This is a genomic window from Geobacter sp. (assembly GCF_030834625.1).
Taxonomy (GTDB): Bacteria; Desulfobacterota; Desulfuromonadia; order Geobacterales; family Geobacteraceae; genus Geobacter.
The window spans coordinates 1-23,257 of the sequence record NZ_JAUQXO010000030.1 but is presented as its reverse complement, the minus strand read 5'-3'; the positions used below and the strand labels follow the sequence as shown (position 1 = coordinate 23,257).

The window sequence follows — 23,257 nt, the reverse complement described above, 5'->3', positions numbered from 1 at the left end:
TCCCTAGTGCCTTGCCACATTCGGGGTATCGTTTTTTTTCCACTTTTGGGGATCGATGGTCAGGAACATGAAACAGAATATGGTGATCAGCTGAAGGTACATGGTCCCCGAGGTGAGATCACCCCTCAAAAGGATGAAGGTGTTGGCGGAAAAAAAAGCGCTGATCACCGTGGGGAATGCCGGTATGGTCTGGTCTGTGGTCTTCACGTGGAAGTCGTCGCTGGTGCGCGCCAGCCTCCCGAAAAAAAACAAGAAAAGGATCAGCCCGGGTATACTGAAGTTCACGTACCCCTCCGCCCACAAGGGAGCGCTGACATTGAGACTGAAGAGGTCCAAATAGCCCGCCACCATATCGGAAGTCCCGATGGGCTTAGTCGGCCAGACGGCGCGAGGCACCCAGAAAAGAGCCGGCAAAAGCAACTGCTCTCCGAAGCTGTAGCCGGAGATGGCGGTATAGCGGGTTGTGGAGGCCAAGATGGCAAAGGCGTCGAAATTGGCGTCGGTCGGTAACCCCTCCAGTGCATCAGAGAGGAATACGCTAATCCTGGGACGGCCTACGCTATCGTTCATGGTCAGCTGGTGCGCCAGGTGACGCGGGTCCAGCCCCGAGAAAAGGAGCAGCAGCGTCAGGCAGGATGCCGAGGCCAGGATCGAGAAGGAGCGGCTCCCCTTCCACCTCATGGCGATGAAGTAGACGGTTAGGATCAGGCTCCCCGCCCACAGCCTGGGGACGTTGAGCGGGTTCGACACCAGCAGGTTGAGCAGGCAAAGGAAGAAGAAGGCGACTCCGAAGTTGCTGATCCGGTAGAACGGAACCTTCCTCTCCCTGCGGTTCTTAAATAGGTAGACCGCAAGAAAGAGGAGCACTGCGGCGAGCGAGCGCACCATGTAGGTCACCAGGTAGAATTCGGTGTTGGCAACGTCGAGCACCCAGAAGGGAGAGACACCGCCGTAGCCGCGCAGGCCGATGAAGGCCCCCGGACCGTAGTAGACCATGACCACCGCCGTCAGCCCGATCACCGCCGCTATCGACATCCAGAGCATCCGTAGCGAAAGGGTTTTGGCGGCGCGTGGCAGGATCCCCCACCTGCGCCTCCTCCGTAAGGGGAGCCCGTACCCGAATTCGAAACCCATGATCCCCAGCATGATCAGGCAGGCGGTGAAGGTGATCAGACCGTCCTCCAAGTAGATGTTGATCGGGAACGACTTCTTGGCGATCGATAAAAGCGGCTGCACCCCGAAAAAGACGTAGATGAAGACGTAGAAGCAGAGGAGCGTCAGCCTCCGCTCTCCGGTCAGCCCTGTGTAGGCGAGCCTCAGCTGACTCCAGACCACGATCCCCATCATGAGCAGGACGTTCGCGGAAAACTCCCCGTCGATGCAGATGTAGAACAGTGCGGGGATGATCAGTGCCAGCAGCACGAACCCGGCGTGAGCCCAAAGGGCCGCTCCGATCACGGTCCGAGAAGGTACGGCCACAGCAGCCGTACTATGAACGGGGAGGACTTCACTCATCTAGGCGTTATCTCTCCTGCGCCCGCGCTGCAGCACTCCTCTGCCACTGGCGATGCTCATATGGCTTTCTCCTGCAACTCTTCCGGCACCTCTCTCGGCTGCCAACCGTCCCCCCAGGTCGGGGTCGGCCCCAGCCTGAGAGCAGCATCCTCCAGCTCCTTGAGCCCCACCCTTTTCACCCTCTTGTGGTCCTCGAAGGCCATGAACCCCGCCCTCAGGGAGACGCGATAATCCTCGTCGCAGTTGCAATGCTGCCCCGCCAAGGTGGGCCAACGCAGCTTCAGGTAGGCCCAGAAGCAGAGCCGCCAGAACTTGAACATCAGGGGAGACATGTACTTTTCAGCATAGATCATCTTGCTGAGGTAGCCCCCGTAGACGTTTAGCACCGGATGCCCCGCATGGTAGCTGGCGCCGGCGTGGTGGTAGGCCTTCATCTTCGGCACGTAGCGGATCTTCAGACCTGCACGCAGGATGGCGGTGGAGTAGTCCCACTCCTCCTGCCCGAAAAAGTACTCCTCCGGGAGGTATCCGACCTCCTCCAGGGCGTGGCGACTGATGAGCGACATGGCCCCCGATGCCCAGCCGGTATTGCATATCTCTTCGTACTGGCCATGGTCCGCCTCGTCCTTGCCCCGCGGCACTCCCTGAACCCGGAAGGGATGAATGTAGCCACCCGCCTGCCAGAAGGTGTTGGGATTCTCCTGGAACATGATTTTCCCGGTCACCGCACCGACAGCAGGACTTTTCTCGGCCTCAGCTACAGCCGGTTCGAGAAAGCCTGATTCGACCTTCATATCGTTGTTTAATAGCAGTACATAATCGGCTCCAAGGTCGTAGGCTGCACGCATGCCGGCATTGCATCCGCAACTAAAACCCAGATTTCCCTTGTTGAAGACGAATACATGCTCGGGGAATTCGTCTCTCAGCTTCTCGGCAGAGCCGTCGTTGGAGAAGTTGTCCACCACAATAACCTGGTAGTTGGGATAGGTGATGGTCTTGAGAGAGAGCAAGCAGGTGTGGGTATCGTAATACGCCTTCCAGTGCAGGATTATGATGTAGACGGACGGGACTCGTGAGACATTCATAGTTTTTCCTTTGCGTTATTGGGCATTGTGTATATCTGATCTGGGAAACGAACCGTTTTGAGGCCTACCTCAGGTCAACCTGTGACGCTTTTTTCAAAAGCGACACCAGGTCGGCGGCGAAGGATTCGTAGCCCCTCTGGATCTGCCTGGTAAGAAGAACGTACGACAGGTAGAATACGATCCAAAACGTGTTGGTAACAGCAAAAAAGAGCAGTGCCAGCTCGCACGGCGATACCTCAACGCTTCCCATCTGTAGCGTTGGGACGACCATCTGCGTCAGGATGACCAAGCTCACTCCCAGGAATATGTAGGGGAAATCCCATTTACTGGACAAGGAGTTCAGGAACGGTCCCCAGAAGGAGTTCCTCGCCTTTACGTGCAGCCCACTCGTTTTCGCTTCCGAAGCGTCTGGCGCAACGGCATTGCCGATCATCTCTGAAAGCATGACGGGCTCGGTCGGATCGGCTTCCAGGCGAGCGAGCAGCCTTTTCAACAACCTTTTTGAGTGGGTCCAGATAGCGAGCTCCCCCGCATACGCCTTCACCATTGTGGTGACAAAGATGGAGACGCTGCTAATCAGGCCAACGGCTACCACCCAAGAGGCCTCCTTATGCAGGTTGTGCGAGCCAGTTGCGATGCCGGCAAAGACCGCCGGGTGCACCGAGAAGTGGTACAGCTTGTCAAGATATGAACCTTCCTTGCTCTGTTTATTGCGATAGCGGCTGACTTCACCGTCACAGAAGTCGAACAACATTGTGAACTGCAAGACTATCAATCCGGCAATCCACTGATTCAGGCCAAAGAGCACGCTCGCCACGATCCCCGTCAAGATCCCCATCAGCGTGATTGCGTTGGGGGATAGAGGAAATTGGAGCAGTACCCAAGTCAGGTAGATGGAGAAGCGCCGAATCTGAATAAAGGCAAACCCCTGGCTGTCCCTGTCCAAGTGCGAATCCTGGCAAATCAACCTTAATTCCTTGATGGATTCCCGAACTCTCATCATGCATCACCTGCAGGAAAATCGCTCTGAAACAATCGGCATTTCACAGGCATCGAAACAAGCTCCCTTTCCGGCCTAAAGCTTAGTGGCATGGACCCGAATCACCACCGGATTGTCGTCCCCCAGCACAGCAAGGTTGTCCGATTCGACGGCGTAGTCGATCTGGAAACCTGTGGTCTCCAAACGCTTCTTCAACTCGTCGATGATGATGAACCTGCGGTAATGCCCGTGGATCCGTTCCGTGGGGCTGATCACCTCCCCTTTACGCGCCAAGGGATCGTTGATCGAGCGGCACTCAATGAAGAGACGCCCCTTCGGCTTGAGTATCCGGTAGGCCGCCTTCAGGTTCTCGATCTCCTCCTTCTCAGTCATGGCATGGAGACAAAAACGGGTGTAGATCACGTCGTAGTTCGATTGCAGGCTGACACAGATATCGGGGAGATTGTTGTTCAGAAACTCAAGCGATTTGTGGCCGTGCCGGGACCGACAGAGGTTGATCGCCTCGGTAGAAGGGTCCAAAGCGGTCACCGCATTGCCCAACTGGGCGAAATAGACGGCGTCTCTCCCATTACCGCAACCGATCTCAAGCAGACTGACCGACTGGCAGTGTTCTGAAACCGAGACAGCGAAATCGGACGGGTCGAAGACCAGCCCGGCGCCTTTGTAATATGAGTTCCAGTGCCCGGTCCTCCCCTTGTCTGATACCGAGCGGCCGATTGCAACCGTGTAGGCTTCTATGATGAGGCGTGCTGAGTTATCTGGAGAGGTGGGGCCGTAGTTCTCTATGACTATATCGGGCGAACTAGGTTCGTCGTAGAGCTTGGAGACGTCCCCCATGGACTGGTAGATGTTCTTGGTGGCCTTGTCGCGGCTCACACGCTCTTCGGTGGGGACTTTCAGGTAGACTTGGACAGAACGGTCCACATTGGTCCTAAACCAAGTGTAGATCTCCTCATACATGGCCACAGCGCAGATTATGACCGTAACCCCCTGTGCGGCGAGCGTATTGCACAGCCTGAAGTAGGCGTGGGCCAACTCGATCCGGTCGGTCCTCTCGTAGCCCCATTTCCCCCCGAAAATCGCTCTCAGGTCGTCGCCGTCGAGAAAAACAACATTCACTCCCTTCTCTTCAAGCAACAGCTTGACTTTCCGCCCGACGGTGGTTTTCCCCGCAGACGAAAAACCCGTAATCCACAAAACGGCCGGTTCGGGATTGTTTTGTGCTGCCGAGACCAGACCTTTAGGGTTGGTCAGAGATCCAGAGCAAGCTGCGGAAGTCATAACATCTTGAGTAATTACTGTTGTTGTCATCGTGTAATCCTGTTCAGGTGGAATTTTATTAGACATCGTGATAAGCGGATCAAAAACCAAGGACAGAGGTTATCTTTTTGCGCAACCCCGCAAGCCCGAAACTGCCTGCGCTGATCTCTCTGAGCAGTTGGCTCGTCACGGTCCTGAATTGGGATGCGGTCAAGTAGTGTAAAAGAAACGTACATACCACGCTGGCTGCTGTCGTTGCAATAACGATAATCACGTTGACTTTCGATTTGTCGGAAGGCAGGTACTGGTAAAAACTTGCCGTCAGCATCCCCAGAAACAGCAGAGGTAAGATCAGCGGGCGGATTATCGTCGCAAAAAAATCGACCAGCGAAATCCGCAGATATTTCAGCAAGGCGTACAGATAGAAAGCCTCCGACAACAAGGTCGCCAGCAGCTTGAAAGCCGCGAAAGAAAGCAATCCAAAACGTGAATAGGTAGTCAGCACTCCCAGCCAGAAAACAATGGGAAGAATCGTTGCGATGACATAAATCTCCCGAATCCTTTCCTTCGACATTAGAACCGTGCTGGTCGTATAAGAAATAAAGGAGAGAGCATAAATGAGAGTCAAACATCTGGCCAGGTTCACACTTTCCAGATAGGGTTCACCAACCCAGGAAACGACAAAAGGTTTTGCAACGAGCGCAAAGGCAACCGTCGGGAAAACGACCACAGGAGCAGTCAATAATACCAATTGCTGGCAGTACGTTTTAAGGCCCTCGTCGTCACCGGTTCCGACAAAATGGTTGGCTCGAACTGCAAAGGGAGAAAAAACAATTCCGTAAATAGATCGGAACAACGTGGCAAAAGAAAAAGCTATTGCATATATGGCAAGTTTCTCAGCCCCTAATAGTTTTGCAATGGTCAATTGGTCAAACTCATAAAAGGCAATCCAGACAATCATGACGTACAAGCCTGAGTAGGCCAGCCGATTAACTTTCCGATATACGCCGGCATTGAAACGAATGCTTCGGAATAATTGTTTGAGATCGTAACGGTACCTGTTCCTTGCCAGCCCCAAGCACACAAAAACCGAAAGAAGGTTGATGACTTGAGAAAACAGGAAATAGGGAACGATCAGATACCTAGAGCTGCCAAAGAAATAAAAGACAGACAAGATGGTTATGATACTAGCACAAAAGGATATCCGCTGGTAAACATGGGTCTCCAGGCGGATATCGAAAATGATGGAAACCATCCGCTGCAGGACGGTACCGGGAGTAAATAATGCAAGCGTCATCAATAGACTGGATGCCGTTGAGATTTTATCAGGGGTGTCCAATCCTTTGATGACCAAGTCGGGATAGCAGCTCAGTAAAAAAAAAGCGCCGGCGCAAAGCATCGAAAACACAAACAGTACGAAGGTCCCGAAACCGATGTATTCGATCTCACCGTAACGATCTTCGCGGATAAAGCATTCCGCTGCATACTTTTGACTTGCTTTTAAAAAGCCCAAGTCAGCGTAGCTAAGGAAGATAGTGACCGAAATGCAAAGAGCGTAAATCCCGTAGACCGTCGGGTTTTTGGTCAGATAGGGCATGACAATAAACATGGACAGAAAACGCAAGACGAACGCGGCTCCTTGCCAGATGTATATCTTCAAATACCGTGACGAGTAATTTCCCGATCCGGGCGAACTCATAGGGTGCGACACGACACAAGATAATCGATAGTTTTTTGAGGGGGTGCCAAGGTGGCTGAAACCAGCCTGTTAACTGCAGCCTGGACAGCTTCGCTATTCCACCACTCAGCCACATTGTCGTAGATTACCGTCAGATGCGAAACAGCAGATTCGGCGGAATCGTGCATGACCCCGCAGATTTTCAACTGTTCAAATATCTCGTTCATTTCCTCCAGGATGGCCGGTATCGGCTCCTGGTCCTGTATCAGCAAACAGGGAATCTTTCTTAAAACTATCTCGGCAGAGCCCGTTGACAGGTGGTCGACGATCACAATCCTTGCGTTTGCTATGCTCTGAGAAAAGTCACCTCTGTCGACAGTAATGTTATTGCTCGCGGTCTCCAGAGCATGCTCGGTATCGAGCAACAGCTCTTCCTTTCTCGGCCTGAAAACGAAGTGACCGGAAAGGGACGCAGGCAGTAATTCAAAAACCCGTCGGATTCTTTTGAGAGCATTGACGGATTTCGTATTCGGGACATTGTATATGCTGAACTCCATGAGATAAGGGAAATTGGTCCGCGCTATATACAGTATGCCTTTCTTCGCTGGTTTGGGCTCATATGTCTTTGTGTCGCGGCAGATGAACCCGCCCGGTATCACCTTGCTGTTGTCAATCGACCATCCAACAGTCAGATACCGGTCAGCTGCCTCCATGTCTATCCAGTTTGGGAAGGTCCTGTCAAACACCATCCCTGAGCCGTGCTCATGGCTGACGAACGTCCTGCCTTCGTTCTGGGCTGTTGCGACATATAGCGACGAGGAGATGTCGCTTATCCAGTTCTCCGAGACGATGTGGGTGAAAGTTCTCCCCTTGATGTCCTTCAAATACCTGTCGTAACTGCCGCGGAACCGCTCGACAAACCTTTGCGGGAGACAGTAGTACAGGGTCTGCACAAGGAAATACTCGAAATCGTCTTGGTGTTCGATTCCCAGCAGCTTGGCACGGAGCGCTTCATCCACGAAGCGGTCAGTTTTGACGGGAGGAGGAACAAGGGAGCTGACCTTACCTTGCGATTGCGAAACAGATGCGGAATATACCTCAGGCGTGCAGAATACTCCGCACAACACGACATTGGGCGTACCGTTTGTCGCCAAGTTTCTAAGCAGTTTCCCCGGGAATTTTATGGTCTTGCGTGCTATGTCTTTGAAACGATCGAGTGTGCCGGTGCCACGGGTGAAACTGAATGGCAGTGCTAGCGAAGCAAATTCCTTTCTCGCAAACAAGTAATAATACTGGCTTACAAGCTGCTGCACCCCAAAATCGTTACAAAAACAGTACAAGTAATCCACGTGGTCGTAAGGAACATAGAAAGCCTCCTTACTCAGGAGCTTGACACTGGTCCTGTCCACATCTATTTCTGACAGATAGGCGTACTTCTCATAGGTTATGCATATATGTCTGAAAAGCCAGTAGCCGAAGGCCGTCCTCCAGAAGAATTCCGGCAGCCTTACTTCGGATATGCGGTTCAAGGTATCAGTCAGTTTAGGCAAGATCCTGTGATAGACGTCCTTGCAATACTCGCCGGCACTCACAATCTCATCCGGACCGGCAAAAAGGTCCCTCAGCGTATCATCGGTCAACTGGTCCATCTCGGACAAGGTGAGTTTGTGTTTCGCGCCCTCCCATAGGTACACGGATTCCCGGTAGTCATCCCCCCAGAATTCCTGTAAGGCAGTCGCTCTGATATTCTTGTTACAGATTTTCAAGTAAGTTCCTTTGGCCGGAAGTATTTACAGCAAACAAGGCTTACTCAAGGGGTTCACTCCCTCGGGGATGAGCCCCAGACTCCTGAGATGATCTGTAAAGTTCAGCAGCAAATAATCGTTGTATCTTCTGGAGGTAATCTGCAAGCCAAATGGCAGGCCGTCCGGAGCAAGAAAAACCGGAACGCTGACGACGGGCAGGTGGGTCAGGGTCCACATCAAAGAGGGGTCGGGTTCCTCAATCTGGTGTCTCGGCGGAGCTGAGCCTGCCGTGCTGAGAGAGATAAGTACGTCGTAACCCGAGCAGAACTCATCCATCAAAAGGCAAAGTTCTGACTGTTCTTCAAGCACGCTTAAATATTCCTCGGGAGTGATCTCATTGCCGTGCCTGATCATGTCATTCATGATTGGAGAAATGAGCTCGGAGCGCTCAAACTCCTTGGCGAAGTAATATGCCAGTGTTTTGTCGTAGATCGTGGAGTGTATTCTATGCGCATCGGCAATTTGCTCCGGCAGCGCTGGCTCAATGACTTCAATATCTCCAGTCGCGGAAACCTTGTTCAGCCACGCGACAATTGCACTCTTGGCGTACTGGGGGGCGTTTTCCCAGGTATGCGTCTTGGCAAACGCGACTCGCCATGGCCTGATTTCAGGTTTGCGGACACGTGCGGGGTCCTGGAAGGCCTGGTGACTTTTCGGATAATTGGGGCCATGAACTCTCAATACTTCAAAGACCCTTCGGATGTCCTCATAACGTGAGGTAAAGAAACCAACACTGTCGAGACTGTCGGTGGTCTTCAACATTCCGGTTCGAGGAATGAGTCCAAAGGACGGTTTGCAACCATATACGCCGCAAAAACTTGCCGGTCTTACAATGGAAGCTGCAGTTTGGGTCCCCAAAGCGACAGGGACAATGCCCAAAGCGATCGCGACCGCAGAACCGCTTGAGGAGGTCCCCGGAGTCCTCGTCTCGTCATGAGGGTTTATTGTTTCATTCAAGGTGTGGACTGCGAATTCAGCGGTGACTGTTTTACCCGGTATGAGTGCACCCTGTTCCTTGACATTGAAAACGGTCCGGGCATCGTTCCCCGGCGTAAACCCCTTCCAAAGCGGGCTACCCATCTGGGTGGGGAAATCCGCCGTATTGAAAATGTCCTTGACACCGACAGGTATGCCATCAAGGTTAAGCAACTGCTGTTTCTGGCTCAATCGTTTTGATGTTTCGCCTGCCTGTTGCAACAGGCGCTCAGAGTCGAAGCAGACGAAAGGAAAGTAGCTACTGTTGTACTTTTCATACGCACTAATACATTCACTGGCAATGTCTTCGGGAGTGCAGCTGCCATCAACGAAGGACTTATGAATATCGGAAATGCTTTTTAACAGGAAGGTATTCTTCATATATCATCCACTCCAGTTTTTTCACGAGGATCTTTTCTGCTTCTGTGCTTGGCCAGAAACTGCTCAATGAAAGGAACGATGACCTCGGCATTTTTGTGGCACTTTTTCTTTATCGGAATATCTGTTGTCTTTAGCTTTTGGTGCTTCTGGCTGTTCATGATCGAGTAAAATTCCTCTTCGCTTAAGCCAGTGCTTTTCAGGTAATAATCAAGCGCTTCAGGAATTTCAGGATCGTGATCCCTGATCAGCTCAAACCCTTCATCCTGAGACAACAGCCCATTTCTAACATCCACACTGGCCTGCCAGGTTGCCCTGCCGTAGCCCCTTTTTATATAACAGGTGAAGTCGTGCATCCCGGACATGATGCATTCAGCGCTCTTATACCCTTTGTAGGTGCCTTCCATTTCGGTTTCTTTCCAATCCCAGTGGTCTCTGACGAATTCCGTCTGCCGCTCGTCGTCCCAGAAGAGGTAGTTGCCCAGATGGATGCCGGTCACCCCGACGGCCTCGATTTCCTCAACGGAAGGGAGCACGAAGGGGCGCATGTCCTTTTCCGTCAGGTAGTCGCAGACCAGCTTCTCCCAGCTCACCTTGCCGGAGACCTTGAGGAAGTATTCCCGGTCGAACTTGAGTTGCTGGTTCAGATATGAATCCTTGCCCGAGACGTCGGCGGCCGATTCGCCCCAAACCATCAGCGGGATCTTGTAGGCTATGGCCATCTGGAACACGAAGGATGGAATTCCGGAGTGGCACAGCCAGCAGGAATCGCCGATCACCTCGATGGACTTTCTCGCTATCCTGTTTACCAGCGACCTGTTGGGCTGGAACTGGACGTGATCGATATTGAACTTGTCGAGCAGGTTCTGTAGATTGTACCAGCCTGTCTCGCTGTACCAGTTATGGCTGAAGGTGACTCCCAGCGGTTTCATCCCGTAAACCTGAGTCAGGACGTAGGCCTGGAACATGCTGTCCTTGCCGCCGCTTAACGGTAACACGCAGTCGTAGTTGCCGTCGGCCTTGGCTTTGGCTTCCTCCAGGATGCGACGCAGCTCCTTCTCACGCTTGACCCAGTCGATGTGTATCTTCTGCTCGGAGGACTGGCAGGCCCGGCAGATGCCCAGTTCATCAAAGACAACTCCCTCCTGCGTCTCGGGGATGCAGCACCGGGTGCAATATCTGATATTGTCGAACAAAGGGGTTTTATTCTCGGGAATTTTTGTCATAACGATAACCTCGGTGTGTCGTGTGTGTCGCGAGTCGGGGCAGACGAGTCATCCTACGAATTCATCTCTCAGTACACCGTACTCCCAGATATCAACGAACTTGCCGTCCTTGAAAAAAGCCTCTCTTCTGACGCCTTCCCGCTTGAACCCCAGGAAATCGGCCAGTTTTTGCATCGCGATGTTCTCGGCAAAGGTGCCACAGTAGATGCGCCTCAGATTCAAGGAGTCAAACCCGTGCTTCATGATCAGGCGGGCCGCTTCCTTTGAATATCCCTTCCCCCAATAGTCCTTCTCACCGAAAAGGACCGCGAATTCAGCGCACTGGTTCCTGAAATCGATCTGCTGCAGCGCAATGTTCCCGATGTGAACGTCCGATTCCTTGAGATTGACCGCCAGCACCAGCTTACTGCTGCCAGTGTAAGCCTTTTGTATGTATTCCTCAGCCTGTTCCCTGGTGTAGGGGAATATGTGATGAGAGTTGTTGGCACTGACTTCCGGGTCGTTCAGCCAATCCACATAGTTTCCTTCGAGATCTTTCAGGCCAAGCGGCCGCAGATAAACATTAAGACCTACAAGAAAAGGTGTTTTCATTGTTTTTCCTTTCAAAAAAGAGAAGAAAGCTAATCTCTCAAAATATCGCAGATCGTTTCGAAGAACCTCGACTTCTCAACGTGCGCATCTTGGCGCTGTGCGGAGAGCGCCTCTCTCAATGCTGCGCACACCTCATCCACACTGGAGCTCGAGACATGGGAAATAGTGGGACAAGACTCGATCACGTCCGATTTGAGCTTCTTGTTGGGTCTGATGCTCAGGCTCGGCACGCCCATCGCCGCAGACTCGTACAACAGCAGCGACGTCATTCCGACCACGGCCCTGGCACAGGCTGCCAAGTCGAGGGAACTGAACCGGCCTTCATGGACCATTATATTGCCGTTCTTTATGGTGTCCCGAACCTCTTGCGTCAGGTGTCCCCTGGGATGGGGCAAGAATAGCAGCTGCAGTTTTTTAGCAGTCTCGTATTGCAGCATTGCCAAGGCCCGGGCCGTCAATGCCAGCACTTCTGCCTCAGTGTAACCGAGCGCGTCTTTTTCCTTGCCGCCGAAGACGGTTGCGTTGAAGGGCTCGCCTACGAAAAGGACCAAGTCTCCCCTGTAGCTGACCGAAATCTTCGCTCTGTTGCCGGGAGAGTAGTTTCTCAAGAGGTCGAAGGCCGGGTTGCCGGTGATGACGAGATGCTCCGGCGGGCAGCCGTTTTCCAGCATTCTGTCATGCATGAGCCGGTCAATGACTGCGATGCGATCCGGCAGGTAGCTGAATTTCCTATCGGGCCTGCCGTTTGGGGTAAAGCGCTGCCAGTAGAAAATCCAGCTGTCGACAAATGCCAGCGACGGGATGCCCCGGTCCCTGGCCCATTGCCAGAATAATGCATCCTCGTCGGCAAGTTCCGAGGTGCCGGTAAGCAGCAAAGCCGGCTCAGGCATCTCCCAGAGTACCGATTCGTCAAAGTGCTCCAAAAGGACGGCGGCAATCCCGTTCTCCGCGAAGCGCGTCTGCGCATGCACGAAGGCGAAGGTTCTGACGTCCCAGCCCAGCTCCTCAATTCTTCGAATCAAGGGGGAGAACGCGTTGGCTGTGGCGGCCTGGCGCGCAACGACTGCTACGGTCTTATTTGGAAGCTGTTTCATTTATGGCAGAGACGGCGTCATAAACGCGTGAGTCTCGCTGCGAGGATATCGCTCCCAGCTCACCTGCATGCCCGGCAACCTTCTCGAAAGCGTCTGCCAGATCAGACATATCCTGCACCGTCAGCGGTTCGCGCACCAGAGGGGTGTACATCAGCTCCTTTTCATAGAGGCGTTCCACTACGGGACACATACCCTTCGGGTATTCGTACTGCACTCCCTGGTTGTAGTTGAAGGGAAATCCTTTGCTGCCGATGGCGATCTTCTTTTGATACATCTGGTTCAGGTAAAGAGGTTTGACGTAGCCCTCGGCCAGGGGCGTGGTTTCCCACGAGGTAGGCTTGGGGAGCTCCGCAGAAACCGCCTTCAGGAACTGAGATCTGCTCACGCCGAAAACATCCTCGTCGTAGCGGATGGGGAACATGTAGTAGGCGTGATTGTGATAGTCGGGCAGCTTTTGCACCGTTAGACCCTTGATCTCCTCGAGGCGTCCGGTAAGGTACGCTGCAAGACTCTGCCTTAAGGCCAGGATATCATCCAGTTTTTTCAGCTGCTCGGTACCGATCGCCGCCTGCAACTCGGTGAGCCGGTAATTGCTCCCCATGACATTGGAAAAGTCCTCCACCCCATAGGCCTCGGCGGCGTTCTCTCCATGGTTGCGGATCAGCTGGGCACGCAGGGCGATCTGGTCGTTATTGGTAACGACGAGTCCGCCCTCTCCGGTATGTATGTGCTTGTGGTAGTTCAGGCTGAAGCAACCGATGTCTCCCAGCCCACCCACATAGCGGTCTTTATATATGACGCCGGGAGCCTGGGCCGCATCTTCTATGACCTTAATACCCCGGGGCTTGGCGATGGCCATGATGGCATCCATATCCGCGGGATGGCCGAGCAGGTGCACCACGATGATCGCTTTGGTGCGCCCGGTGATCCTGGACTCGATGGACTTGGGATCGAGGCAGAGGTTGGCAGGGTCAAGATCGGCGAAGATTGGGATGCCTCCGTAGAAAAGAGCCGCTGTCGCCGACACGGACATGGAATAAGGGGATACGATGACCTCGTCCCCGGGCTCGACGCCTGCCGCGCCTACCGCCGTCATCAACGCGGTTGAAGCCGAGTTGACGCTGATCACGTGCTTATAGCCGAACTTGGAGCCCCAGGAATCTTCAAAGCCCCGGACTTCCTTCCCGCCGTTGAACAGGGCTCCAGCAGCACCGACGAACCCGGAAAGCACATCGGAATCCAGAACCCTGATGACCGCTTCTCGCTCCAAAGGTCCCATGGTCTTTCTTTCAGGAAAAACCTTTGTTCTTACCGGGTCACCACCCAAAATTGCTAGTTTCGACATAAAGAAATAACTCCTCGCAAAGGTTTTGCCATCTGTTCCGGATTTCCTCGCCCGCAGCGGTTCAGGCGGCTGTGCTGAAGTCGCCGGTAATATTCCTGCTTAAGCTTGGGAAAGGTCACCCTGCACCTTGTTGCACACCAACATTGTCATGAAGGCATCTTGCAAGGTGCATTTGAGAGGTCGACCGACCGTTAAATGTTCATAGATGTTGTCTGCCGAATGGTACAAGGACCTGCCCAGCGATGTTCCCAGGTCCTCAGAGACAGCTAGAAAACGGTAGCCTTTGAAAATATCGCTGTCGACCGTCTTCTGATACTGAATCCTGAACCCGGTGTCAGTGATTCTCACCCTTCCCCGTTCGAAAAAAAGGTCCGCCTCAAACACCGTGTAATGGTTGCAGTTCACGTGGAGCATAGTGAAAAGCCGGTCCGCATCGAAGCCGACCACCAGCGAAATCGAGGGGTCATCTGCGAAGCAATCGCTTTCTTGGGACAGTATCCTGTGCTGTTTGATATCCCCTACCAGGTAGCCTAAGAGGTTTATCAGGTGCGAACCGTTGTGCAGAAAACCTTTTCCATAACATCCGCTGCCGGTCATATACTTCCCGAAGTTCCCCGCCTTGATTTTGTCGCGCAAGGCTTCGAATTCGGGGACAAAACAGCGCCGGTAGTTGACGCAAACCGGCACCTGGTTCTCAGCGAAGATTGAAACGATCTCTTTTGCTTCAGCGACTGTTTTGGTCAGAGGTTTTTCCGTGAAGACAGCCTTTAGAGGATACCCGCTGATCGCTTTGAGAATCGGGTAGTGCATCTCGGCGGGCACTGCCACGCAGACCACGTCCACGGCTTCCTGCTGAAACGCCTCCTCGATGCTGCCGAACGCCTTGCAGCACCACAGGGCGGCGGCGCTTCTGGCCCGCTCCAGATCGCAATCCACAAAGCCGATCAGGTGGAATCCGGGGTGTGCGGAAAAGGCATGACCGTGGGTCAGCATGTTTTCCGATTCAGGGGAGTCGTAAAAGGCCCCGATAGCACCGGCCCCTATAACAAGAACATTGAAGGTCGCATCAGTCATGTGGTTGATCGCTTGAGCTGCGCCGGAGACCAAAAATCGACTCAGGCGACATCGCGCTGTTTATGGACCAAGCTGTGGATCACCTCGGCGAACTCGACATCTTCATAGTTGTCGATATCCACAGCCGATTTCCAATCGATCGGGAAAAACCGGTGTCCATCCCCATAGAAGGTTTGGCTGTTCAGCAAATGCCCAACCCGCGCAATCCAGATGGCACCCGTTGGGCAATACAATTCGGGCAAATCCTGGGACCTCTTTTTCAACGCCTCGGGAAAAATGAACTCAGGGACAAAGTTCTCGTCCAGTTTGGTGGCCCACCACGGGTTCATCCATCCGAACTTGAAACAGCTGAGCTGAAAATTTGCGCTACTGTCCACAAAGTGCTTATACGATGTTGAGATATCCCTGCTGCCGCGGATGGGGCAATTGGCCATTAATTGAATTACGACGTCATATTCCTCATTCCAATATTCCTGGGCCTGTTTGACAGCAACGATAGTGGCAACGCTCACCGGGGTCAGGTCGTCGCTGGCCTCGCTGCGCAAAAACGGCATCTCGACCCCAAGGCCGGCTGCAATCCGGGCCGTTTCCGTGTCATCCGTACTGACCACGATGCGGTCGAAGATGCCGGATGCTTGAGCGGCTTCGATGGTCCAGGCGATCAACGGCCTGCCCATGAAGTTCATGATGTTTTTCTGCGGGATACGCTTCGAGCCGCCTCGTGCGGGTATAACGGCGATAGTTTTCATTTCGTCTCCCAAATAAGGTCCGATTTGTTGGAGAGTACCATGCAGGTATCACCCAAAATCCTGAAAAGCTCGCTCCTGTGTCTTTTCTATGTTGTCAAAATACTGATAGCCCTCTTATATTCAGCCCACTGGCCAACATCTACATAGGACTGTTCCGGAACCGGATAAACACCGATTTTAAGGTTCATATCAAGCAGCTTTTTTATCAGGTCTGTTATGTCAAAGTAGATGCCTTCAGGAATGAACTGGAGTACTTCGGGGTTCAAAACATACATGCCGGTGTTTATCAGGTAATCGAATTTCGGCTTTTCATTGATCCTGCTCAATCCGCCAGATGCGTTGAGTTCGCAAACACCATACGGAACGATCATTTGCTGCATGGATGTCACTATGGTAAACATGAAATTTTCAGACTGGTGATAATCAAAAATCTTCGAGTAATCACTCTTGATGATTATGTCGCAATTGGATACGAAGAAAGGAGTATCAAACTTGCCTTCAATTAACTTGAGCGCTCCACATGTGCCCAGCGGGTTTTCCTCATTTATGTAGTGTATGTTGTAGCCGTTTTCTATGTACTCGAAGTAAGCCTTTATCATCTTAGCCTTGTGACAGACCGAGATGTGAAAATCGTTGATGCCGTATTTGGCGTACTCATCCATGATCACTTCAAGCATGGTCTTATCGCCAATAGGTATCAATGGCTTAGGGAGAATTTTGGTAAAGGGCTCCAACCTTGTGCCCTTTCCACCCGCCATAATAACTACGTGAGAGTCAACTTTTTTCTTTGTCGGTGTGCTGAGATCGGGGTATTGCAGGTCATGCTCTGAAAGAATTCCGATCAGCCTGTTGTTGTCTAGAACTGGCAGAAAAGCGAATTTTCCGCTTTGCAACAGATGCAGGGCATCTGAGTCAGAAAATCCAGGTCTGACAAATTGGAATTCCCGGTTGGTAATTCTGAGTACGCTTTCGTTCAGATCCAGACCTTTCAAGACTGCTCTTCGAAAGTCACCATCGGTCAGGATGCCAATAACGAGGTCGTCATCGTCAACAATAACAGCAAAGCCAATTCCAGCCTCGTTGATACTTCTCACCGCAGAACGGATATTCAGCTTATAACTGATCTTAAGTTTGTCGTAATCACGCATATTTTTGGCCTAAAGAAGATCGTTCCATGTCAACAATTCATCTGCATTAATGCTTCGATTCACCTTCCTGCCGAGAACATAGGGGACCTCGTCCGGCTGTATCCCCGTTCCAGGTCGCTTGAAGGTAAGATCCTCCAGTCTGATGATGTCCCCAGATTTTAGATTTGTCTTCAGAACAATGCTCCTGCGGAATTTTGCTTTCTTCTGTTCTTCCGCTTCGGAAACAACCCGCGCAAAAGACCCCAACGCATCGCAAATATTTCGGGATTCTTCGACGATGCTCTTCATCTCAGCAGGATTGGCAGAGATCTCATGATCCCAGCCGGGCAGATTCTTGTCGGTGGTGAAATGTTTTTCAATGACCTTTGCACCGAGGACTACCGAAGCTAAAGGGATTGTTACACCCAGGGAATGGTCCGAAAAACCTGCCGGGTATCCGAAGGTCTGCTGCAGCATAGAAATGTTTCTGAGATTGATGTCTTCATTCACAGGTGGATAAATTGAAATGCAGTGCAAGAGAATGATCTCTTTATTCCCGGCTTTTTCGATTGTTTTTACAGCGCGATCGATTTCGGCCAATGACGCCATTCCGGTTGATAATATTATCGGTTTTTTCTTGCTCGCCACATGTTTGAGGAATTCGTGATTGTTGACGTCCATCGATGCCACCTTTATAAATGGCACGCCAAGCTCGCACAGAAGATCGGCCTCTTCCGGCGAGAACGGCGAGGAGCAGAAGTCAACGCCGATTTCTTCACAAAACCTTTTCAGTTCAAAATGCTGGTCCTGTCTCAGATAGTAGCGCTCGACCATTTCCTTCAAGGACCCGAAGTGCTTTTTAGGTGAGTCATCGTACTTCTGGTTGCGGTCATATTCTACTTGGGCAATCAGCGAGCTCGGAGTCCACGATTGGAACTTTACGGCATCACAACCGCATTCCGCGGCTGAGCGTATCATTATTTTAGCGAGATCGATGTCGCCATTATGGTTAGCGCCTATTTCGGCAATGATGTAAGGGTATTTCCCGTCCGATACTTTTTGAAAAAAATTATTATTCATATTGATTGAACCTATCTACAGAAATTATTTCACTCCACCAACCGCTATTTATGCTTGAATAATTGCGGTTTACCTTGTCCAGATATCTCTCGCACAAAACCTTGTCTCTTGTCAGAACTTCTACTGCGCTAGTTTCGTTCACCTTTTCCAAGAACCGTTCGGCAAGTGCAACATGATTGTTGGCAACGCAGTACGAGGCCAGGTTGTTGTAGTGAGCCATTTTGACAGACAGACCTAACTCGAGCTTCTTTTCGGTCAGGCAAGCCTGCATCCCGATGGTATTCGAGCCGTGTTGCCTGTAAAAGGAAACCGCATCCTTGATGAACTTGCCTTTGCAGCCATTAATCAACAAGACGGTATATATCCACCAATCCACGGCTATGAGATCGGGAGGGATGCAGAGATCGGGCAATGCCTGCAAATTGATAGCAGAGTTCGACAGACCGATTACATTTCTGTCTTCAAGTAATGAAAAATCTGCAATTTCATCTTCAACATCGAGTGAAGAAAAATAGTTTGAATGGAGTACTTGGCCCTCACAGTCTACAAGTGAAACTTCATTGAAAACAAAATCAAACTTTGTCAGCCATTTGAGAGACTCTTCCACTCTGTTTGCTGAAAAAAAATCATCCGTATCTGCGAAAATAAGCTGGGAGTACCTGGCTTGAGCATGATCAATAAGAAACCGTCTGATTTCAGCTATGGTCATGCGGTCTTCCAAGTTTACCCAGATCGTTTCCTGTGGGAAAAGTGATTTAAGAACTTCTTCAGCACCATCGTTGATTATCAGCAGGTCAAAATCTCTGAAAGTCTGAGTACTCAAACTGCTAACGAAGTTGCTAACAAAGCCTTCTACTCCTGGATATACGACTCCAGCAACAACTACAGGGTGTTTCTGCATATCAGCTCAAGTGCCCTGTAACCAGGCTGTTTGCCTTGATAAAGCTGTTATCAGGTATATCTATATATTCCTTACTGATAGCTCCACTGCCGTAGAAGGATCCATTTCCTACTTTTACCCCCCCATTCACTACAGACGCGGTGGAAATATGACAGTGGTCCCCTATCACAGCGTCATGCTCTATCAGCGCTTTGTTGTTGACTATGCAATTTACTCCGATCTCAGCTTGTGCATTCACCAATGCCTGATGCATGATGATGGTCCCTTCGCCAACAGCTGCATGCCTTGATACGTGTGCAAGGGGTGAAACAATCACCGGCAAAAAGACATCACTTTTCTTGAGTTGTTTGAAGATAAATATTCTTCTCTCCGGGCTTTTTATCTGCCCAATGGTGATCAGAAAATGTCTTGCCTGCTTGGAAAGTCTATCAATGTCCTGGTCTGTCCCTATGATCGGGTAGCCTAGGATTTCCTGGCCGATCTTCTCGGGCAGGTCTAATATGCCTATAATTTCAAATTTTGCTTCTAATTCGATAACGTCAATACACGATTTACAATGTCCGCCACCGCCTATCAATATCAAAGAGTCTTTTTTCATTGTAAATTACCTATCCATGAGCATCTGCATCGTTGTTCATGAGCCCACTACTACTTGGAAGATTGATCAGCCGCCTCTCCAGGCTTTCCGCAACTGACAAGTCCATTTTGGAGCAGCCTGCAAACATGAGCAGCTTGTGCATCAGGGTCCAGGCAGGGCGGGTCATGATCCCGATGTCATTAGTTGCCTTAAGCAGGGCATCCCGTTGACCGGCACACTCCTCATCAAGCAACAGGGCATTAAGCCAGTAGTTACTCTGACTATCTGCCGGTTCCGAGACAATGCGGATTCCAGGCATATCGCTGAAGGCTTGACGATATCGCTCAGCCAACTCATGCTTGGCGGCCAGAAAGCCGGGGAGCTGTTCTAACTGGGCACAGCCAAGTGCCGCATTGATATTCGGCAGACGATAGTTGTAACCAACCATGTCGTGATTAAACTCCCACCGATGCGGGACCTTGGCGGTGGTTGTGATATGTTTTGCCAGACGCCCCAACTCCTCATCATTCGTCAGGATAGCGCCACCGCCACCCGTTGTGATGCTCTTGTTGCCATTGAAGCTCAGCGCGGAAAGCTTCCCCCACTGACCGGTATGCCGCCCCTTGTAAAACGAGCCGAGCGATTCCGCTGCATCTTCGATCAACTCGATGCCAAATCGCCCACACACCTCACACAACGGATCAAGATCCACCGGATGGCCGAAGGTGTGCATCGGCACCACAGCCTTGATGCGCCGGCCGGTCAGCCGGTTGTAGCAGCCGTCCTCCCGCAGTTCTGCAATGTCAGCGAGGTAACTGCCGAGTTTATGCGGGTCGAGTCCCAGGGTCCGCTCCTCGCTATCGACGAAATGGGGAATGGCACCGCAATAGCTGACCGCATTGGCAGTGGCGATAAACGTCAGGGCTGGCATGAGCACCTCATCGCCACTCCTAACCCCGGCCAACAGAAGGCAGACATGCAGCGCTGCCGTCCCATTTACGACCGCTATGGCCCTTTTTACCCCGGTGTATGCGGCCAGCTCTTCCTCGAAACGATCGACAAACTTTCCGACTGATGATACCCAACCGGTATCAAGGCATTCCTTGACATATGCCCATTCATTACCACTAAAGCTGGGCTCATGGAGCGGCAAAAAAGATTTCCCGGATGGCAGTACCGACCGCAATGCCGCAAGTACGGCCTCTATGCTGAACTCAGCAGTCATATATTGTAACGATCCGACTTATAAGAATTAAGGTTAGCCAGGTTGCTGAACCACTCTATTGTTTCCGTCAAACCTCTTCGAAATCCATCCTTGCCACTATAACGGGGCTGCCACCCAGCCAACTCAAGCGCCTTCCGGTTGTCAGCCCAGAGGCGCTCCACCTCGCTCTTATCCGGACGCAGGCGGTTGTCATCGGTCTCTATGTCTATTTTGGCACCCATGATATCGGCGATCATTTGCACCGTTTCACCAATGGAAACCTCAAAATTGCTGCCGATGTTGATCACCTCACCCACCGACCTGTCCGACTCGACAATCGCAATGAACCCATTGACCGTATCCTTGATGAAATTGAAGTCGCGTGTCGGGTGAAGAGAGCCGAGCTTGATGCTCCTAGACCCGTTTGCAATCTGGGTGATGATGGTGGGGATAACTGCGCGTGCTGACTGACGGGGGCCATAGGTATTAAAAGGGCGAATAATGGAAACTGGCGTATTGAAGGAACTGTAAAATGACATTGCAATCTGGTCGGCGCCGATTTTTGACGCTGAGTACGGAGATTGTCCTTGAAGCGGGTGCTCTTCGGTTATGGGCACAAACCGCGCAGTGCCATACACTTCGCTGGTGGATGTATGAACTACTTTCTTCACACCGAGATCTCTTGCTGCTTGCACAATGTTGAGCGTACCCTTGACATTGGTATCCACATAGGTATCAGGCGAATGATAGGAATAAGGGATTGCAATAAGGGCCGCCAAGTGCAGGACAACATCACATCCCTGCATAGCGGTTCTCACCCCATGTGGATCGCGAACATCTCCCGCAAAAACATCGAGGGATTTTATTATTTGCTGATCTGAATGATCGAGCCACCCCCATGAATTGAAGGAGTTATAGCACACGAAGGCACGAACATCATGGCCACGCCTGACCAGTTCTTCCGTAAGGTGAGAACCGATAAAACCATCAGCACCGGTAACAAGTATTTTATTAGTCATAAATTGAGCCTTTTTACAAATGTCTTGAACTGTAGCGAGAGGTCTTGGCCTGTGGGATTCCAGGGAGAAGCTGAAGGTTTATATCTCAACTCTTGACAAAAACCATTATTTTATTCCCATCCCGCTTCCAGGGAGGCTCTTGACTATGCGACTATCCCGCTTCCAGGCTTGACCGGCGAACCAGACTTGACTTTCTGGACGAGAAAAGAAGCCCCTCTCCCATCAACCTTCTTTAACCCGATACACTCCGAGTGCGCATAGGGGGACAGACACCTTTTAATGAAGGAGCCCGTCCCCATTGGCCGTCTGACGCTCTATCTTTTTTCCCAGTTCCTACCCTTCCTTCACCCGATACACGCCATTACTCATCCCTTCACACCCCTTTGGAGCCGGCATCAATCGGCTCCAGTAGGAAGTCGGTGACAAATCGGTACTGCTCGTTTTTTACCAGTTCCAGCACCCGTGGCATGTCAATATTCATGTAGTCATGGACAATCCGGTTGCGCAGGCCAATAATCGCATTCCAGTCGGTCAGGTCACTGGTTTTCACAGTGCCGAGTTCTGTCAGTCCGAAAAAACTATCATAGGCTGACAATGGCACCTGCTTTCCTGCTGCCTTAAGAAGCTGTTTTGCCTTGCCAATCGCATTTTCAACCAGTACCTGGATTGCATGCAGTACGCCGTTTTGCTCAAGACGAGACAATGTACCCCCTGAGAGGATGGTCGTGCGGGCCTCGTCGAGCAGAGCACCCTGTTCCTGGGCTATGAGTGCCGTTTCCGCTTGATACAGGTCAAGCCGCATAGATCTTGTCCCAGTACTGTTCTTCAAGCTCCCGCCAGGTTCTCTGCAAAAACCGGTGCCAGATCAGGCTGTCGCCCCCCTTGAGCGGGATGCCCTCTTCAGCCACCACCGCCCGCATCGTAAGCCGCGCGGTGGGGAGATCGACCAGGTCGATACTCTGTTCAGAAGATGTACCAAGTTTTTCCGCCAGTGCCCTACGGAGTTGTTCGGTGACGGCGAGCTGCTGGATAAAATCCATTTCGCGACTCCATTGGATCGCAATATCCCAGTCACTGTCCGGGCGGGCAGTGCCGGTCGCCCGACTGCCGATCAGTATCGCCAGTTCAAGGGAAGCGAAGGAGTTGAGTATGTCGGATACTATCCGGTGCTTTTCAATAGTCATCGTCCCTTTTACGCATCAGCACCGCAATCTCGATGTCACTTGAAGGCGATGTCTGACCCTTGCAGTTGAACCTCGCTTCACCGCGCCACCCATTTTTTCGAAAACCCACTGTTGTCAGGCTTGACCTTCCTGGATGCCTGACGAGAACAGAAGTCCCTCTCCCATCAATCTTTCTTCAACCGATACACTCCGTGATGGGCCTCGGTGTCGGCCCGGTGGGCAGAAAGGTCGGCAGCAACGGCATCGACCTTGACCTCCAATGCATCGACTTTGACTTCCAAGCGCTCCATTCGAGCTTCTAACCGCTCCATCCGCGTTTCCAACCGGTCAACCTTCTCGGCAACCATCTGCTGACCCTCGACAACAAGACCAAGCTGATGCTGGAAATTT

General features: G+C 51.8%; 22 protein-coding genes. All 22 read right to left on the bottom strand.

Annotated elements, in window-relative coordinates; genetic code table 11:
- Nucleotides 1-3: 3 nt before the first annotated feature.
- Nucleotides 4-1,515, bottom strand: a complete 1,512-nt coding sequence (locus tag RCH91_RS08070) for a hypothetical protein (protein ID WP_306534119.1) — start codon at nucleotides 1,513-1,515, stop codon at nucleotides 4-6.
- 56 nt (nucleotides 1,516-1,571) lie between these two features.
- Nucleotides 1,572-2,600 (bottom strand): glycosyltransferase family 2 protein, encoded by a 1,029-nt coding sequence (locus RCH91_RS08065; RefSeq protein ID WP_306534118.1) that lies wholly within the window; start codon nucleotides 2,598-2,600, stop codon nucleotides 1,572-1,574.
- A 64-nt stretch (nucleotides 2,601-2,664) separates the two neighbouring features.
- On the bottom strand, nucleotides 2,665-3,546 hold the full coding sequence (locus RCH91_RS08060; RefSeq protein ID WP_306534117.1) for a CDP-alcohol phosphatidyltransferase family protein: 882 nt from the start codon (nucleotides 3,544-3,546) through the stop codon (nucleotides 2,665-2,667).
- A 129-nt stretch (nucleotides 3,547-3,675) separates the two neighbouring features.
- Nucleotides 3,676-4,881: an adenylyl-sulfate kinase gene (locus tag RCH91_RS08055; protein WP_306534116.1), complete on the bottom strand. Its 1,206-nt coding sequence runs from the start codon at nucleotides 4,879-4,881 to the stop codon at nucleotides 3,676-3,678.
- 79 nt (nucleotides 4,882-4,960) lie between these two features.
- A complete protein-coding gene (locus RCH91_RS08050) occupies nucleotides 4,961-6,484 on the bottom strand; it encodes a lipopolysaccharide biosynthesis protein (protein WP_306534115.1) in 1,524 nt (507 codons plus the stop codon).
- Between the two features lie 71 nt (nucleotides 6,485-6,555).
- A complete protein-coding gene (locus RCH91_RS08045) occupies nucleotides 6,556-8,304 on the bottom strand; it encodes a hypothetical protein (RefSeq protein WP_306534114.1) in 1,749 nt (582 codons plus the stop codon).
- A 24-nt stretch (nucleotides 8,305-8,328) separates the two neighbouring features.
- Entirely contained in the window at nucleotides 8,329-9,699 is a 1,371-nt protein-coding gene (locus tag RCH91_RS08040; RefSeq protein WP_306534113.1) for an amidase, read from the bottom strand.
- Complete coding sequence (locus RCH91_RS08035; protein ID WP_306534112.1) at nucleotides 9,696-10,922, bottom strand: N-acetyl sugar amidotransferase; 1,227 nt, start codon at nucleotides 10,920-10,922, stop codon at nucleotides 9,696-9,698. The genes RCH91_RS08040 and RCH91_RS08035 overlap by 4 nt, the downstream gene beginning before the upstream one ends.
- A gap of 48 nt (nucleotides 10,923-10,970) precedes the next feature.
- On the bottom strand, nucleotides 10,971-11,513 hold the full coding sequence (locus RCH91_RS08030; RefSeq protein ID WP_306534111.1) for a GNAT family N-acetyltransferase: 543 nt from the start codon (nucleotides 11,511-11,513) through the stop codon (nucleotides 10,971-10,973).
- Nucleotides 11,514-11,542: 29 nt separating this feature from the next.
- Nucleotides 11,543-12,607 (bottom strand): hypothetical protein, encoded by a 1,065-nt coding sequence (locus RCH91_RS08025; RefSeq protein WP_306534110.1) that lies wholly within the window; start codon nucleotides 12,605-12,607, stop codon nucleotides 11,543-11,545.
- Nucleotides 12,588-13,952 (bottom strand): DegT/DnrJ/EryC1/StrS aminotransferase family protein, encoded by a 1,365-nt coding sequence (locus tag RCH91_RS08020; RefSeq protein WP_306534109.1) that lies wholly within the window; start codon nucleotides 13,950-13,952, stop codon nucleotides 12,588-12,590. Before RCH91_RS08020 ends, RCH91_RS08025 begins: the two co-directional genes overlap by 20 nt.
- 99 nt (nucleotides 13,953-14,051) lie before the next feature.
- Entirely contained in the window at nucleotides 14,052-15,026 is a 975-nt protein-coding gene (locus RCH91_RS08015) for a Gfo/Idh/MocA family protein (protein WP_306534108.1), read from the bottom strand.
- Nucleotides 15,027-15,067: 41 nt separating this feature from the next.
- Nucleotides 15,068-15,775, bottom strand: a complete 708-nt coding sequence (locus RCH91_RS08010; protein WP_306534107.1) for a cytidylyltransferase domain-containing protein — start codon at nucleotides 15,773-15,775, stop codon at nucleotides 15,068-15,070.
- An 86-nt stretch (nucleotides 15,776-15,861) separates the two neighbouring features.
- Nucleotides 15,862-16,923, bottom strand: a complete 1,062-nt coding sequence (locus tag RCH91_RS08005; RefSeq protein ID WP_306534106.1) for a nucleotidyltransferase family protein — start codon at nucleotides 16,921-16,923, stop codon at nucleotides 15,862-15,864.
- 9 nt (nucleotides 16,924-16,932) lie between these two features.
- Nucleotides 16,933-17,982, bottom strand: a complete 1,050-nt coding sequence (locus RCH91_RS08000) for an N-acetylneuraminate synthase family protein (RefSeq protein ID WP_306534105.1) — start codon at nucleotides 17,980-17,982, stop codon at nucleotides 16,933-16,935.
- On the bottom strand, nucleotides 17,975-18,883 hold the full coding sequence (locus RCH91_RS07995; RefSeq protein WP_306534104.1) for a hypothetical protein: 909 nt from the start codon (nucleotides 18,881-18,883) through the stop codon (nucleotides 17,975-17,977). The genes RCH91_RS08000 and RCH91_RS07995 overlap by 8 nt, the downstream gene beginning before the upstream one ends.
- Nucleotide 18,884: 1 nt before the next feature.
- Entirely contained in the window at nucleotides 18,885-19,481 is a 597-nt protein-coding gene (locus RCH91_RS07990; protein WP_306534103.1) for a NeuD/PglB/VioB family sugar acetyltransferase, read from the bottom strand.
- A gap of 10 nt (nucleotides 19,482-19,491) precedes the next feature.
- Entirely contained in the window at nucleotides 19,492-20,685 is a 1,194-nt protein-coding gene (locus tag RCH91_RS07985; protein WP_306534102.1) for a LegC family aminotransferase, read from the bottom strand.
- Complete coding sequence (locus RCH91_RS07980; RefSeq protein ID WP_306534101.1) at nucleotides 20,682-21,683, bottom strand: NAD-dependent 4,6-dehydratase LegB; 1,002 nt, start codon at nucleotides 21,681-21,683, stop codon at nucleotides 20,682-20,684. The genes RCH91_RS07985 and RCH91_RS07980 overlap by 4 nt, the downstream gene beginning before the upstream one ends.
- A 373-nt stretch (nucleotides 21,684-22,056) precedes the next feature.
- Nucleotides 22,057-22,485 (bottom strand): DUF86 domain-containing protein, encoded by a 429-nt coding sequence (locus tag RCH91_RS07975; protein WP_306534100.1) that lies wholly within the window; start codon nucleotides 22,483-22,485, stop codon nucleotides 22,057-22,059.
- Nucleotides 22,475-22,867 (bottom strand): nucleotidyltransferase domain-containing protein, encoded by a 393-nt coding sequence (locus RCH91_RS07970; RefSeq protein WP_306534099.1) that lies wholly within the window; start codon nucleotides 22,865-22,867, stop codon nucleotides 22,475-22,477. The genes RCH91_RS07975 and RCH91_RS07970 overlap by 11 nt, the downstream gene beginning before the upstream one ends.
- A 164-nt stretch (nucleotides 22,868-23,031) precedes the next feature.
- Nucleotides 23,032-23,257, bottom strand: a 226-nt coding sequence (locus RCH91_RS07965; protein WP_306534098.1) for a hypothetical protein, incomplete at its 5' end; no start/stop codon positions are given.

Excerpts from the sequence above, each read along its gene's own strand:
- RCH91_RS08070 (WP_306534119.1), bottom strand. The coding sequence starts at position 1,515 with ATGAGTGAAGTCCTCCCCGTTCATAGTACGGCTGCTGTGGCCGTACCT.
- RCH91_RS07995 (WP_306534104.1), bottom strand. The coding sequence starts at position 18,883 with ATGCAGAAACACCCTGTAGTTGTTGCTGGAGTCGTATATCCAGGAGTA.
- RCH91_RS07975 (WP_306534100.1), bottom strand. The coding sequence starts at position 22,485 with ATGCGGCTTGACCTGTATCAAGCGGAAACGGCACTCATAGCCCAGGAA.
- RCH91_RS08020 (WP_306534109.1), bottom strand. The coding sequence starts at position 13,952 with ATGTCGAAACTAGCAATTTTGGGTGGTGACCCGGTAAGAACAAAGGTT.
- RCH91_RS08035 (WP_306534112.1), bottom strand. The coding sequence starts at position 10,922 with ATGACAAAAATTCCCGAGAATAAAACCCCTTTGTTCGACAATATCAGA.
- RCH91_RS07980 (WP_306534101.1), bottom strand. The coding sequence starts at position 21,683 with ATGACTAATAAAATACTTGTTACCGGTGCTGATGGTTTTATCGGTTCT.
- RCH91_RS07990 (WP_306534103.1), bottom strand. The coding sequence starts at position 19,481 with ATGAAAAAAGACTCTTTGATATTGATAGGCGGTGGCGGACATTGTAAA.
- RCH91_RS08055 (WP_306534116.1), bottom strand. The coding sequence starts at position 4,881 with ATGACTTCCGCAGCTTGCTCTGGATCTCTGACCAACCCTAAAGGTCTG.
- RCH91_RS08030 (WP_306534111.1), bottom strand. The coding sequence starts at position 11,513 with ATGAAAACACCTTTTCTTGTAGGTCTTAATGTTTATCTGCGGCCGCTT.
- RCH91_RS08015 (WP_306534108.1), bottom strand. The coding sequence starts at position 15,026 with ATGACTGATGCGACCTTCAATGTTCTTGTTATAGGGGCCGGTGCTATC.
- RCH91_RS08010 (WP_306534107.1), bottom strand. The coding sequence starts at position 15,775 with ATGAAAACTATCGCCGTTATACCCGCACGAGGCGGCTCGAAGCGTATC.
- RCH91_RS07985 (WP_306534102.1), bottom strand. The coding sequence starts at position 20,685 with ATGACTGCTGAGTTCAGCATAGAGGCCGTACTTGCGGCATTGCGGTCG.
- RCH91_RS08065 (WP_306534118.1), bottom strand. The coding sequence starts at position 2,600 with ATGAATGTCTCACGAGTCCCGTCCGTCTACATCATAATCCTGCACTGG.
- RCH91_RS08000 (WP_306534105.1), bottom strand. The coding sequence starts at position 17,982 with ATGAATAATAATTTTTTTCAAAAAGTATCGGACGGGAAATACCCTTAC.
- RCH91_RS07970 (WP_306534099.1), bottom strand. The coding sequence starts at position 22,867 with ATGACTATTGAAAAGCACCGGATAGTATCCGACATACTCAACTCCTTC.
- RCH91_RS08040 (WP_306534113.1), bottom strand. The coding sequence starts at position 9,699 with ATGAAGAATACCTTCCTGTTAAAAAGCATTTCCGATATTCATAAGTCC.
- RCH91_RS08025 (WP_306534110.1), bottom strand. The coding sequence starts at position 12,607 with ATGAAACAGCTTCCAAATAAGACCGTAGCAGTCGTTGCGCGCCAGGCC.
- RCH91_RS08005 (WP_306534106.1), bottom strand. The coding sequence starts at position 16,923 with ATGCGTGATTACGACAAACTTAAGATCAGTTATAAGCTGAATATCCGT.